At 60.7% G+C, this 13756-nt stretch carries 10 protein-coding genes; 5 read left to right on the top strand and 5 right to left on the bottom strand.

What is annotated here, in order from left to right; all coding sequences use genetic code 11:
- Positions 1–80: 80 nt before the first annotated feature.
- From HALLA_RS18070 to HALLA_RS18055, 4 genes are all read right to left on the bottom strand, one after another.
- A complete protein-coding gene (locus HALLA_RS18070) occupies positions 81–1790 on the bottom strand; it encodes an acyl-CoA synthetase (RefSeq protein WP_049954866.1) in 1710 nt (569 codons plus the stop codon).
- Between the two features lie 128 nt (positions 1791–1918).
- Positions 1919–3874, bottom strand: coding sequence for a 3-hydroxyacyl-CoA dehydrogenase/enoyl-CoA hydratase family protein (locus tag HALLA_RS18065; RefSeq protein ID WP_049954865.1), 1956 nt, complete (start codon positions 3872–3874; stop codon positions 1919–1921).
- A 215-nt stretch (positions 3875–4089) separates the two neighbouring features.
- A complete protein-coding gene (locus HALLA_RS18060; RefSeq protein WP_049954864.1) occupies positions 4090–5640 on the bottom strand; it encodes a GMC family oxidoreductase in 1551 nt (516 codons plus the stop codon).
- 254 nt (positions 5641–5894) lie between these two features.
- On the bottom strand, positions 5895–7421 hold the full coding sequence (locus HALLA_RS18055) for a GMC family oxidoreductase (RefSeq protein ID WP_174887923.1): 1527 nt from the start codon (positions 7419–7421) through the stop codon (positions 5895–5897).
- A 132-nt stretch (positions 7422–7553) separates the two neighbouring features.
- On the opposite strand from HALLA_RS18055, the gene HALLA_RS18050 reads away from it, so the two are divergent.
- From HALLA_RS18050 to HALLA_RS18030, 5 genes are all read left to right on the top strand, one after another.
- Positions 7554–9071 (top strand): aldehyde dehydrogenase family protein, encoded by a 1518-nt coding sequence (locus HALLA_RS18050; protein WP_049954863.1) that lies wholly within the window; start codon positions 7554–7556, stop codon positions 9069–9071.
- A 163-nt stretch (positions 9072–9234) separates the two neighbouring features.
- Entirely contained in the window at positions 9235–10317 is a 1083-nt protein-coding gene (locus HALLA_RS18045; RefSeq protein WP_084569121.1) for a hypothetical protein, read from the top strand.
- 92 nt (positions 10318–10409) lie between these two features.
- Entirely contained in the window at positions 10410–10979 is a 570-nt protein-coding gene (locus tag HALLA_RS18040) for a UGSC family (seleno)protein (RefSeq protein ID WP_049954861.1), read from the top strand.
- Positions 10980–10999: 20 nt separating this feature from the next.
- Entirely contained in the window at positions 11000–12082 is a 1083-nt protein-coding gene (locus tag HALLA_RS18035) for a hypothetical protein (RefSeq protein ID WP_049954860.1), read from the top strand.
- 81 nt (positions 12083–12163) lie between these two features.
- On the top strand, positions 12164–12406 hold the full coding sequence (locus HALLA_RS18030; RefSeq protein WP_049954859.1) for a hypothetical protein: 243 nt from the start codon (positions 12164–12166) through the stop codon (positions 12404–12406).
- 84 nt (positions 12407–12490) lie between these two features.
- Here HALLA_RS18030 and HALLA_RS18025 read toward each other — a convergent pair whose 3' ends face one another.
- Positions 12491–13522 carry a zinc-binding dehydrogenase gene (locus tag HALLA_RS18025; RefSeq protein ID WP_049954858.1) on the bottom strand — a complete coding sequence of 344 codons (1032 nt, stop codon included), beginning with the start codon at positions 13520–13522 and terminating at the stop codon, positions 12491–12493.
- Positions 13523–13756: the final 234 nt, after the last annotated feature.

Genomic DNA, 13756 nt, shown 5'->3' with positions numbered 1-13756 from the left:
TCTTTCGTCGCGCGAGCGGCCGTCACCCAGGACGCCTTGTCTCCCGAATTTCCTTGTCTTCTGGACTCCCCAATCGCTTTCTACTCGGCGACGCCGTCTCGCTCGCGCAGCGCCGTTCGGCGGATCTTCCCGGTCGAAGTGCGGGGAAGCGTCTCGACGAACTCGAGTTCGCGCGGGTACTCGTACTTCGCCAGTCGATCCTTGACGTGTTGTTGCAGGTCCATGCGTTGTTCCTCGGTCGGCGCTTTCCCCTCGTTCAGGACGACGAACGCCTTCGGAATCTCGCCGCGCGTCTCGTGGGGAACGCCGATGACGCCCGCTTCCTCCACGGCTTCGTGGGTGACCAGCGCCTCCTCGATCTCGTCGGGGCCGAACCGATAGCCGGAACTGATGATCAGGTCGTCGTCGCGGGCGTGAAACCGGAAGTAGCCGTCCTCGTCGACCGAGACGAGGTCCTCGGAGAGGAGCCACCCGTCCTGAACCTTCTCCGCCGTCTTTTCGGGTTTGTCGAGGTACTCCACGAACAGCATCGGATTGTCCTCGTATCGAACCGCGAGCTCTCCGATTTCGCCGGGTTCCTCGATCGGATCCAGGGTGTCTCGGTCGAGGACTGCGACCTCGTGTCCGATCGACGGAACCCCGAAGTAGCCGGTGCGGTGGGTGATACCGAAGCCGGGGTCGTCGCAGATGAGCCCGCCGATCTCGGTCGCTCCGTACCCCTCGATGAACGCCGCGTTCTCGAAGGTGCTGGTCGCCCAGTCGATGATACTCTCCCCCGCGGACTCCCCGCCGGTCGAGAACGACCGGAGGCTGCTCAGGTCGTACCTCTCCGCCACGTTGTCAACCTGCATCATCATGCGCACCGCGGTCGGCGGGAGGTTCAGGTGCGTAATGGCGAACCGGTCGACGAGTTCGAACTCCTTTTCGGCCTCGAACCGCCCGCTCGGGTCGCCGACGACCGGTATCCCGTAGAAAAGCGGCGGGAGGACCATCTGATTCAGGGACATGATCCACGACCACTCGGAGATCGTTCGAACGATCTGGTCGTCGCCCGTTTCGTGGCGCTGCAAGCTGACGAACTGCGGGAGCAGCCCGAGGAGATGTCTGTGCGCGTGGACCGCGCCCTTGGGCTTGCCCGTCGTCCCGCTCGTGTAGATGATGCAGGCGTCTTCTTCCGGGTCCGTCCGCCGCGTCTCGAAGTCCGCCCCGTAGCCCTCTACGGCGTCCCAGAAGTTGACTTCGCCCTCCTCGTCGAACGCCTCGTTCGTCACGACCATCTCGAGGCCCTCGAGGTCGCCCCGGATCTCCCGAAACGTGTCGATCGCCCCTCGATCGACCACGAACGCGGCGGATTCGGAGTCCGCGAGTCGGTATCGTAGCCCGTCGGAGCCGAGGAGGACGCTGAGCGGAACCGTGACCGCGCCGAGTTTGAACGCGGCGAGGTGTGCGACGAGTGACTGAAGCCGTTGTGCGCCGTTGACGGCGACCCGATCGCCCCGCCCGATGCCCCGGTCCTCGAGGGCGTTCGCGAACCGGTTCGCGTAGTTCTGGAGTTGTCGAAACGTGTACACGCTTTGTCGTTCGTCCGCCGATTCGTTTCGCTGCTCGCCCGCCGTTTCGATGTACAGGGCGATGTCGTCTTTCTTCGCTTCGGCCCACCGGTCGCAGACGTAGTGGGCGATGTTGAACGTCTCGGGGATTTCCCACTCGAACCACGCCTCGGCTTCCGCTAGCGTGTCGAATCCCTGTTCGTGAAAGTAGTAGTTCTCGAGTCGGTCTCTCTCGTCCATGCTACTGAGAGAGTTACGACTGCGCACATTAAATATTATTTAATACCTCTTAGGTATCTGGGTGGTGGCGAGCGATCGGCGGCGGTCGCCGCTGACCGTCGTCGACCGACGCCGGCGTCGCCCCGGAGCTAGTCGAACTGCGGGTCGCGATCGTGCGTGAACGCCTCGACCCCCTCGAGCATGTCGTCGGTCGTGGCCAGGAGGCCGAACGCCTGACTTTCCATCGCGATCGCCGTATTCAGGCTCGCGTCCTGCCCCTCATTGATGACCCGTTTCGCCGCTTTGAGCGCGGTTTGCGGGCCGTTCGCGATCGTCGTGATGAACTCGTCGACCGTCGCTTCGAACTCGTCGGCCGGCACCGCCCGGTTTAGGATCCCCCAGTCGGCCGCGCGCTCGGCGCTGATCTGCTCGCCTTTGAAGACGAGTTCCTTCGTGCGCGGCCCGCCGACGAGGCGAACGAGCCGCTGGGTCCCGCCCCCGCCCGGGATGAGCCCCAGGTTGATCTCCGGGCTCCCAAGCTTGGACTCTTCGGTCGCGATCCGGATGTCACAGGCGAGGGTGATCTCGAAGCCGCCGCCCAGACAGAGCCCGTCGACCTTCGCGATCGTCGGCCGTTCGAACTCGTAGATAGTCTCGACGGCCTCGTCGACCTCCATTAGATCGGTTGGTTCGGCGATCGTGAAGCCGGTGATATCGGCGCCGGCGCTGAACGCCCTGTCGCCGGCCCCCTCGAAGGTCACGCAGGCGACCTCGTCCGTGTCTACCGACTCGAGCAGCCGCTGGATCTCCGCTAGCATGTCGGTCGAGAGCGCGTTCAGACGCTCCTCGCGGTCGAAGGTCACCTCGAGCACGCCGTCGTCGTCGAGCGTGTGAGCGATGTAGTGATAGGGGCCGCCGTCGGCGTAGTCGTAGAATCCCCGACCGGCGTCTTCCCCGGTGTGGCCGGCTTCGACGAGTTCGACGAGGTAGTCGGCCGGTTCGTAGCGCGCCGCGCCGGTCTCCTCGTAGAGCGATTCGATCTTCTCGAGCATCCGATCGAGGCCGAGCTTGTCACCCGTCCGGCAGGTCCCCTCTGGGAGACCGCCTCCGAGACGCATCGCGATGTCGATGTCCTCGGGATCCGCGACGTCCTGACCGACGAGACGCGCCGCCTCGTTTACCATCCGCGCCTCGATACGGAGCGTGTCGAAGCCCTCGCCGTCGCCGGGTTCGTAGTCGACGCCGTCTGCCTGATATGTGTCTCCGTTTTCGTAGTCGTAAAACCCCTTCCCGGTCTTCTGACCGAGGTCATCGTTCGCCACGCGCGTCTCGACGCAGTCGGGGAGGGGCTTTCCCCACTGTTCGCGACTGTGTGCGAGCACGTCGAGACCGCCGAAGTCGGCGAGTTCGAACGGCCCCATCGGGTAGCCCCGACGGAACACCATGGCCGCGTCAGCCTGTCGAGCCTCCGCTTTCCCCTCGTCGAACATCCACGCGGCTTCCTCCATGAAGGGGACCAGTACGTTGTTCACGACGAACTCGGGTACGTCTTTCCGGACGAGAACGGCCGTCTTGTCCAGTGACTCGACGAACGTCTCGGCCGCGTCGATGACCTCGTCGTCGGTCTGCTCGCCGGAAGCGACTTCGACGAGGTCCATCTTCACCGGCGGGTTGAAAAAGTGAAGTCCGCAGAACCGCTCCGGACGCTTGAGGGGTTCTGCAATGTCCCCGACTCTGAGACTCGACGTGTTTGTCGCCAGGATCGCGTCGTCCTCGGCGGCGTCCTCGACATCTCTGAAGAGACCCTGCTTCATCTCCAGATCCTCCGGAATGGCCTCGATGACGATGTCCGCATCGACGACAGCCCGCGAAAGATCGGTCGTCGTGGATACGCGCTCGAGGATCGTATCGGGATCGTCGCCGAGTTGTCCCTTCTCTGCGAGTTTCTCGACGCTCCACTCGAGTTGTTCGTAACCGTCTGCCACGTACGATTCCTCGATGTCGCGCATGCAGACGTCGTAGCCGGCGATTGCCGCTACTTCAGCGATTCCATGACCCATACTGCCTGCTCCGAGCACTGTGACGCGCTCTAGCTCACGTACCATTGTCTTACTAATTTAGACGATAGATATTCAAGCTGGCGGTCAGCTACGCGCTGAAGAGCGCGTGTTCCGAGGTCGATTTTCGGTCCAGCGACGATCACGCTCCGGTGACAGCAACGGGTCACACGCCGGATGACGGCCCTCGAGGAGCGTGTACTGGGATTCAATCAGGTAGCTGCCTATTTTCCGGTCGCTCAGGTCTCGACTCGAGTACGCCGCTACTCGTTCTTGATGAGGTCAGCGCCCTTCTCGACGAGCGCGATGGTGGGGGCGTTCGTGTTCCCACTCGGGATCTGGGGCATCACCGACGCGTCGACGACTCGGAGGCCGTCGATACCGCGTACTCGAAGGTCGTCGTCGACGACGGCCGTCTCGTCGTCGCCCATTTTGCACGTGCAGGTCGGGTGGTACCCCGACACGGCGTTGTTTCGAATGTATTCGGCGATACCCTCGTCGCTCTGGACGTCCTCGCCGGGTTTAATCTCTTTTTCTCGATACTCAGAGAGAACATCTGTCTCTCCGATCCGTCGTGCACGACGGATCCCGGTGATGAAGTCGTCGACGTCCTTCTCCTCGAGCATGTACTTGGGATCGAGCACGGGATCGTCGTACGGATCGTCCGAGCGAAGCGTAACTCGCCCGCGAGCGACTGGCCGTAGCGGGATGGTCATAATCGAGAACCCGGCCTGAGGGTCCTCCTCCGATCCCGGCGACAATCCGTACTGAAGATCGGGTGCGGGAAGGTCGGGATCGGATCGCTCGAACGCACCGACCAAGACGCGATCGTACCGCGTTCCACGCTGGTCTCCATCCTCCGTCTCCATCGGTTCCGGGGGCGAGCCGACCGGTTCTGTGCTTTCGTAGACGACCGGCACGCGAAGGTGGTCCTGCAGGTTGCGACCGACGCCGGGGAGGTCGAGTTTGACGTCGATCCCGTGTTCCTCCAAATGGTCGGCCGGACCGATTCCCGAGAGCATGAGCAGTTGCGGCGATTGGATCGCTCCGGCAGAGAGAACGACCTCGCCGCCGTCGGCAACCGTAACCTCGTGCTCGGTCCCATCTTGTTCGTACACCGCTCCCGTCGCCCGATCACCGTCGAACGTGAGTTCGGTGACGTGCGCGCTCGTCTCGACGTGCAGGTTCGGGCGATCGAGAACCGGCTTGATGAAGGCCGCGGCGGCGCTGTGTCGGTGGCCGTCTTTGATCGTCGAATGATAGTAGCCGATCCCTTCCTGCTGTTCCCCGTTGAAGTCCATGTTGACGTCCAGGCCGGCCTCGTTCCCGGCTTCGACGAGCGTTGTAGCGAACTCGCCGGGGGTACCGCGAGAGACGCTCAACGGCCCGTCGTCTCCGTGGTACGCTTCGTCCCCGTCGGCGTTCAGCGACTCGGATTTCTTGAAATACGGGAGCAGATCGTCGTAACTCCATCCCTCGTTGCCCATGTCGGCCCAATTGTTGTAGTCGTAGGGATGGCCGCGGACGTACGCCATTCCGTTGATGACGCTCGAGCCGCCGAGGGCCTTTCCGCGCGGCCAGTCGATGGTTCGCCCGTTCATCCCCGGCTGGGGTTCCGTCTCGAATTTCCAGTCGAGTTCAGATCCGAGGACGTCCCAGACTCGAGTCGGATCTTTCACTTTATCCTTGTCTTCCGCGGGTTCGCCCGCTTCCAGCAGCAATACGTCGGTGTCTTCGGACTCGGTCAGACGGTGGCCGAGAACGCACCCAGCGCTCCCACCGCCGACTATGATGTAGTCGTACATGGCAGACATTGTCTCTCTTCTCCAATTAGTAACTAATAATTTGCGTTTATTCGAATCGAGTCGTGTTCGCCGAATACCTCGCTTTCGACGCTGGACATCGATTTCTGCGAGCCACTCTCGTACGACCTCTCCTGTCCGAGACTGCCAACCCGTGTTTCGTCACTGAATCACTGGCGGGAGAACGACCGTCGGGTGGGACTGGAATGGGTGCTCGAGCGGAGTTCATCACGGGCACAGCGACGAACGATCAGCGCTGGCAGCGATTACTCGAGATCTCGGATCATATCGGAGGCTTTCTCAGCGATTGCAATCGTCGGCGCGTTCGTATTCCCAGTCGTAATCTGCGGCATAATCGAGGCGTCGGCGACGCGGAGGCCGTTCAGGCCGTGGACGCGAAGACGCTCGTCGACAACGGCCATCTCGTCGTCGCCCATCTTGCACGTTCCGACGGGATGGTAGATCGTCTGGACAGTCTCGCGTATGTGCTCGCGTAGATCCTCGTCGCTCTCGACTTCGCCTTTTGGCCACACTTCCTCGCCGCGGTACTCCTCGAGCGCGCTCGCATGCCCGATCTCGCGCGTCCGTTTGAGGCCTTCGACGAGTTTCTCTAGGTCCGCTTCCTTCTCGAGGTAGTTTGGATCGATGAGCGGATCGTCGAACGGGTCGTCGGACGCGAGGGTGATCCGCCCGCGACTTTCCGGGTGAAGCAGCGTGGTGCTGGGCGTCATCCCAGCGCCCTCCTCGGGGTTGTCGAATCCGTGCCGCATAAAGTACACTCGAGCCAGGAAATACTGAAGATCGGGAGCGAGAAGGTCGGGGCTGGTCCGTTCGAACCCGGTGACCTGACAGAGTACTTCCCCCGGTTCGATCTCGGGGTCGCCCAGAAGCTCGTACGCCGAGGAAGCGACCAAGTGATCCTGGAGATTTCGACCGACCCCGGGGAGATTGATCTCAACGTCGATGCCGTGCTCGTTGAGGTGGTCCGCCGGACCGACACCCGAGAGCATGAGCAGTTGCGCTGAATTGATCGTTCCGGCAGAGAGGACGACCTCTTGTGCTGCGTCGACGGTATATGTGGACCCGTCCTGGACGTACGTGACACCCGTAGCGGTGTCGCCTTCGAACTCGATCCGGGTTACGTGGGCTCCCGTCTGGGCCGTCAAATTCTCGCGGTCCAACACCGGATGGAGGTACGCCACCGCGGTGCTCTGTCGCTCGCCGTCTTTGACGGTAAGGGGGAGCGGGCCCATTCCCTCCTGTTGCCCGGCGTTGACGTCTTCGTTTCTGTCGAAGCCGACTTCGACGGCAGCGTCGATCAATGCGTTCGTGACCTCACCGTAGGGATGCTCCTGTTCGACGCGGAGCGGACCGCCTTCACCGTGGTGTTCGGATTCGCCGCCCTCGAAGTCTTCGATCCGCTTGAAGTACGGACGTATCTCGTCGTAGCTCCAGCCGTCGTTGCCCAATTCGGCCCAGCGGTCGTAGTCCCACGGATTCCCTCGCACGTACATCATCGCGTTAATCGCCGAGGTACCCCCGAGCGTCTTGCCGCGGGGCCAGTACTCTTTGCGACCGTTGAGTCCCTCCTGCGGGACTGTCGAGTAGTCCCAGTCCACCTCGGATTGCATCAGGTGAGGGAACATCGTCGGATTGTGAATCTCCGCTTTCTCATCGGGTATTCCCGATTCGAGTAGTAGTACATCGGTATCTTCGTCGGCCGAGAGACGGTTCGCGAGCACGCAACCGGCGGAGCCGGCACCAACGATGACGTAGTCGTATGTGTTCGCCATGAACAGATCAATTAACGAAGTTATTAGTAATGAATTTTTGCACAAAAGAGAGTACTGCGTATGCGATTCAGTATGGATTCAGTTATCGAGTAGTAATACTATTGATTGTGTAGGTTGAATAGGCGAACTGCGATGGCTAGTTCAAGCGATAGCGATAGTCAGTCGAAAGAAACGATCCTCTCGCGGCACCGAACGGCAGCCGAAGAGGTCGTTTCCGATCACACACAACTGTATATCGGCGGTGAGTGGCAGGACGCTGCGAGCGGAGAGACGTTCGACACCCTCGATCCGACGACCGGCGAAGTGCTCGCCTCGGTCCCACGGGGGCGGGCGGAAGACGTCGATCGCGCCATCGAGGCCGCGTGGGATACGTACGAACGAGAGTGGTCAGAGACGACCACGAGCGAGCGCCAGGCGGTCCTCTTGGAGATCGCAGACCGCGTCGAAGCGCACTCGGAAGAACTCGCGAAGCTCGAGACGCTCGACAACGGAAAAACGCTGATGGAAGCGCGGATCGATATGAACACGACGGCCGAGCAGTTTCGATATTTCGCCGGCGTGGTCGAAAGCGACCGCGGGCAGACCGAAGACGGTGACGGGTACCACGGAAAAGTGATCCACGAGCCCTACGGCGTCGTCGGGCAGATCATCCCGTGGAACTTCCCGCTGGCGATGGCGTCGTGGAAACTCGCACCGGCGCTCGCGGCGGGTAACTGTTCGGTGATCAAACCCGCCGAACAGACGCCGCTCTCGTTGCTCCGACTGATGGAACTCGTCGACGATGTCGTTCCCGATGGCGTCGTGAACGTCGTAACCGGCTACGGCGAGGAAGCCGGAGCACCGCTTTCTAAACACGAGGGTGTCCGAAAAATAGCCTTTACCGGATCGACCGTCGTTGGCAAACAGATCATGCGCAACGCTGCCGACAACGTGACCGACGTCACGCTCGAGCTCGGCGGCAAGAGCCCGATCGTCGTTCACGAAGACGCGGATCCCCAGGCGGCGGTCGAGACCATCGCCTTCGCTATCTTCGCAAACACCGGCGAGTGCTGTGAAGCGGGATCGCGGCTCTTCGTCCACGAGGACGTCGCCGACGATGTCCTCGAGGGTCTGATCGGAGCCGCGGAGGGAATGACCGTCGGCGACCCGCTCGACGAAGCGACCGATCTCGGACCGAAAGTCTCCCACGAGCAGGTCGAACGGACGACGAACTACCTCGAAAGCGCTCGCGAAGGTGGTGCGGAGTTCCTCGCGGGTGGCGAGCCGCCGGAGGACGAGGCGCTCGAAGACGGGTGTTTCGTCGCTCCGACGCTCGTCGAAGGGCTCGACCACGAGCACGAGGCCGTCCAAGAGGAAATCTTCGGTCCGGTCCTGGAGGTGTTCCGCTGGGAGGATTACGACGAGATGATGACCCTCGCCAACGACGTTGACTACGGCCTCGCTGGCGGGGTGATCACGAACGATATCGAAAAGGCCGACCGAACGGCCCACGATATCGAGGCGGGCTACATCTGGGTCAACACCTGGCACGAGATGTCCCCCGGTCTCCCCTACGGCGGGTACAAACAGTCCGGAATCGGTCGTGAACTGTCCGTCGATACGCTCGATCACTACACGCAGACCAAGAGCATCAAATACGGCCTCCACTGATTTGGACGGTCGAATCGCAGGCAACGTGCCTGTCCCGTCCGTCTCTCGTGGGAGTACCACCGCTCACTAACTGCTGAGATCGCGCGTGTCTCCACACCATCAACAGCCGCAGCAAAAAGATCAAGTTATCACGGTTAGTATCCTTGGTTGATTCGAGTCATCAATGGCCCACCATCACCCTCGCGAAGACTCCATTAGCACCGTCTCTCGTTCACTGTACCGTCAAGGATTGACGGACGGGTTGCCCGTCATCCCACCGACGGACGAGCGTGTCGAGGAAATGTTGCGCGGAACCGATAACCCGCGCGATCACATCCTCGGACGGCTCGGTAATGACGACAATCCGATCACCGTAGAGCAGTTGGCGTCGAACGCGGTGATGGCGGGCTGTCTTCCGACGTACATGCCGGTGTTAGAAGCCGGCGTCCGAGCGCTCGCCGATCCGGACTCGAACTCCATACAGTTCTCAGTCAGTACTGGTGGGTGGGCGTACCAGTGGCTCGTCAACGGATCCGTCCGGGACGCCCTCGACATCGGAAGTGAATCCGGCGCGTTCGGACCGACCGCTCGTGCGAACCGACTTATCGCACGGGCGCTCGGTATCGCCTACCGGAACACCGCGAAGATCTACCCCGGAGAGAAGGATATGGGCGTGATGGGTAATCCGTTCAAGTTCAATTTGCTCGTGGGGGAGAACGAGGGCGACAGCCCCTGGAAGCCCTACCACGTGACGAACGGGTTTGACGAGGCCGAGAGTACGATCTCGCTTTCCGGACCGAACAGCTTCATTCGGTGGGAACCAGCGGAGAACGACCCCGAAGAGGTCCTTCGCGGCATGATCGAGAACACACCGCCGTCGATGGTCGGCGGAGAACAACAGGGCGGCGACTTCGATCAAACGATTTCGTACGTACTCAGTACGGAGTCCCTCGAGACGCTCGCTGCTGCCGGTCTCAGCAAACGCGAGGTCAAAGAGTACATCGCCGAGAACTCCTACATCCCCGTCGAGGAATTCCAGAAGGGGGTCCTCTGGGACGACGCCCTCGATGACTACCACGATACGGTCACGAGTAGGCAGGTGCCCCAGATTAGCGGCCCCGAATACATCGAGGTCATCGCGGGCGTCGACCATCCTGGTCGATTTAATGCGGTTATCGGACCGTCGATTGGCGGGCCGGTCACGAAAAAGCTCGAGTTCCCGGACGACTGGAAAACACTCCTCGCGGAATATGCGTCCGAAGAATAAACTGATCTACCTGCCCCGCCACTATCCCTTTGCAAAATCCGACTAATTTGTCACCAAAAACTATTTACTCCGTGCTTGTGTTACTCACCCATATGGGTCTAGTAACACCCTCTTCGTCGGGTAACGACACCGAACAGAAACCGCTCGTGCCCCGAGTCGACTCTGTAGAGGGCAAACATATCGGGCTGTACGACAACGGGAAGCCGGCGGCCGAACCGCTGTTGACCGCCGTTCAGGAAAAACTCTCCGCGCGCTATCCCGATGCGACGTTCGAATGGTATCACGTCGAACACTTAAACCAGATAAAGAACGACGACGAACAGGAGAGCGTCGTCGACTGGGCCGAGGGTGTCGACACCGCTATCGGGGCGATCGGCGACTGCGGTTCCTGCACCAAGTTTCTCGCGTGGGGCATCGAACTCATCGAGGATGCCGGGACGCCGGGAGTCGGACTGATCGACGAGGGCTTCGAACTGGACTACCAGTCGAACGCCGTCGAGCGCGGCCGCCCCCTTCGCTACAAGAAGACGCCCGTCCGATGTGAGACGACGGATCTCGAGCGTGTCCGCGAGGAAGTGAGCGAGGAAGTCGTCGACGGCATCGTCGAGGAACTGACGAACCCACTGAGTGACAAGGAACGAGCGGAGCCAGCGCCGCAGTAATCCCCGACCACGAATCATCAATGTCCAACCAATCACAGAAAGAGCAGTCGTTAGAGGAAATCAACCAATCGCTGTACAAGCAAGGGCTGACTGATGGTCTCCCTGTTATTCCGCCAACGGAAGAACGCGTCGAGGAGATGCTGCGCGGAACCGACAATCCGCGCGATCACGTCCTCGGCGAAATCGGAAACAACGAGAACGCTCTCACCGTAGAACAGTTGGCGTCGAACGCGGTGATGGCGGGCTGTCTTCCGACGTACATGCCGGTATTAGAAGCCGGCGTCCGAGCGCTCGCCGATCCGGACTCGAACTCCATACAGTTCTCCGTCAGTACGGGTAGTTGGTCCTACCAGTGGCTTGTCAACGGACCCGTCCGGGACGCCCTCGACATCGAGAGCGGGTCCGGCGCGTTCGGACCGAGTTTTCACGCGAACCAGACCATAGCGCGGGCGCTCGGCATCGCCTATCGGAACACAGCGAAGATCTATCCCGGAGAGAAGGATATGGGCGTGATGGGTAATCCCGCCAAATTCAGTTTTCTCGCGGGCGAGAACGAAGAGACCAGTCCGTGGGAACCCTACCACGTGACGAACGGCTTCGACGAGGACGACAGTACGATCTCGATTTCCGGACCGAACAGCTGGGTGCAATGGTTTCCCCACGAGAACGACGCCGAACACGTCCTTCGCGGGATGATCGAGAACACGCCGTCGTCGATGCGCGCCAGCAGTGGTGAGGACCTGAACGCAACCATCACCCACTTCGTCAACCCGTACAACGCAGAAGAGTTGGAGAAAGGCGATCTCAGCAAAGAAGAGATCAAGGAGTACATGGTCGAGAACTCCTACCAGAAGACCGGTGGCAACTCTCGCTCGATTCTCGAGAACGAGAAGGTCGGTCCGCTCCAGGTCCGACAGTACGCCGACACCGACGCGATCAATATTGTAGCCGTCGGCGGTCCTGGCCGCGTCAACGCCATCTCGGGGACGTCGATCGGCGGCCCGGTTACGAAGAAAATCGAGTTCCCGGACGAATGGGAGTCGCTGCTCGAGGAGTATTCGGTCGAACGCGAGTGGGTGCCTACTGAAGGATTTTACGACTAACTCCCGAACGTCGTACTATCGATAGCCATTTCGTCGACCGTGGTCCAAACTGTTTTTGACCCTCGGTAACTTCGTATCCCTATGAAGCTACTTCCGATCGACTGTCCCCACTGTGGGGTATCCCGCCGGTTTCACATCTCCCACGACGAGCGAAACCTCCGCCAGTGTCCGGCTTGTACTAGCTGGTTCATCTTTTCGGGTAGCACGGAGATAGAAGCGCTCGTCGAACCGATCACGTGCCCGGTCGATGGCTGTGGGGCCACTCCCGATCGAGACGCCCTTCCAGCGCACATCATCGACGAGCACGACGGCAATCTCGACTGAGTGAATCCGCTCCGCTTGTCGGGATAGAGTTTGATCGGAAACGCGGTGTGTCGATCCGGGTCTCGAGTGGAGTTTCGCTATCTCTCAGGGGCAGACGAGAATTTTACGTTCTTCGTTGTCCGCCTCGAGGAGGGTTTCGAATCCGTCCTCGACGACATCCTCGAGCCCGATCCGCGAGGTGACGTACCGATCGGCGTCGAGTTCGCCGCTTTCGAGCTGGCGAAGTACTGCGTTGTACTCCTTGGTCACTCGGGGCCCCAACTGATGGGACGTCGATCCGGAAATCGACCGCTGGTGACTCACGAGACTTTGTGGGGATATTTCAGCCTCACCGCTGAATACGCCGATCACCGTGGTGTGACCGTTGGCTCGCGTCGATTCGATCGCCTGATTGAACGTCTCCTGATGACCGACGGCTTCGAACGCGACGTCGACACCGGTGCCGGTCTCCTCGTGGACGCGCTCGACTGGGTCCTCCTCGGTTGGATCGATCACTACGTCGGCCCCGAGTTCCAGCGCGACCTCCTGTCGGGATTCCTGGGGCTCCGAGACGAAAATCGGCCCCGCTCCGGTCGACTTCGCAAATCGAACGACGCCCAACCCGATCGGTCCCGCGCCCACCACCAGCGTACTGTCTCCGATCCCGAGTGGCGACTCGCGGACGGCGTGAAGGCCGACGCTTACTGGCTGGGCGATCGCCGCATCCTCCGGAGAAACGCCGTCCGGAAGTGTAATCGCGTTATCTGCGCTTTCGACTACTTTCTCCGCGTACCCGCCCGGTTTTGCGGAGGTCGCGTTCAGGTTGGTACAGAGATTGTATAGGCCGTCTTTACAGCACCAACACTCCATACACGGAGTGTGTGGGCTGAGTACAACGTCCGTCCCCTCCTCGATATCCACACCGTCTCCGGTCTGGATGACTGTTCCGCCGACCTCGTGGCCGAGCGTAACAGGTAGCTCCGCGTCTCCGTGGAGCCCCTCCGTGTAGAAGTGAAGATCGGACCCGCAGATCCCACACGCTGCGACGTCTACCAGGATCTCACCCGCTTCGGGCGTTGGTTCATCCACATCTTCGACTGTCATGTCTTCTATACCGTGGAAAAGTGCAGCTCTCATAGTTCACGTATCACATCATTTATTATTAAATGTATTGGTCAGGGCAACTTCCACATCGCGCTCACATTCCACATTCGTTTGGTCGTGCTGGTTCTCCTGTAGTGTGCCACATCTCGATGGGATCCGATGAGCGAAAGCTGAGCGAACTACTTCGGAACCAGTGAACGAACGCACGCGTAGCGATTACTGTTCGAGTCGTTGGTTTGGTATGATCAAATGAATTGTACGGGTGTC

The sequence above is a fragment of the Halostagnicola larsenii XH-48 genome, assembly GCF_000517625.1.
GTDB lineage: Archaea > Halobacteriota > Halobacteria > Halobacteriales > Natrialbaceae > Halostagnicola > Halostagnicola larsenii.
The sequence above is the reverse complement of the archived record's forward strand: the minus strand, read 5'-3'. Positions and strand labels throughout refer to the sequence as shown.

Bases quoted from the DNA above. Each gene is read 5' to 3' on its own strand.
- HALLA_RS18070 (WP_049954866.1), bottom strand. From the start codon at position 1,790: ATGGACGAGAGAGACCGACTCGAGAACTACTACTTTCACGAACAGGGA.
- HALLA_RS18065 (WP_049954865.1), bottom strand. From the start codon at position 3,874: ATGGTACGTGAGCTAGAGCGCGTCACAGTGCTCGGAGCAGGCAGTATG.
- HALLA_RS18060 (WP_049954864.1), bottom strand. From the start codon at position 5,640: ATGTCTGCCATGTACGACTACATCATAGTCGGCGGTGGGAGCGCTGGG.
- HALLA_RS18055 (WP_174887923.1), bottom strand. From the start codon at position 7,421: ATGGCGAACACATACGACTACGTCATCGTTGGTGCCGGCTCCGCCGGT.
- HALLA_RS18050 (WP_049954863.1), top strand. From the start codon at position 7,554: ATGGCTAGTTCAAGCGATAGCGATAGTCAGTCGAAAGAAACGATCCTC.
- HALLA_RS18045 (WP_084569121.1), top strand. From the start codon at position 9,235: ATGGCCCACCATCACCCTCGCGAAGACTCCATTAGCACCGTCTCTCGT.
- HALLA_RS18040 (WP_049954861.1), top strand. From the start codon at position 10,410: ATGGGTCTAGTAACACCCTCTTCGTCGGGTAACGACACCGAACAGAAA.
- HALLA_RS18035 (WP_049954860.1), top strand. From the start codon at position 11,000: ATGTCCAACCAATCACAGAAAGAGCAGTCGTTAGAGGAAATCAACCAA.
- HALLA_RS18030 (WP_049954859.1), top strand. From the start codon at position 12,164: ATGAAGCTACTTCCGATCGACTGTCCCCACTGTGGGGTATCCCGCCGG.
- HALLA_RS18025 (WP_049954858.1), bottom strand. From the start codon at position 13,522: ATGAGAGCTGCACTTTTCCACGGTATAGAAGACATGACAGTCGAAGAT.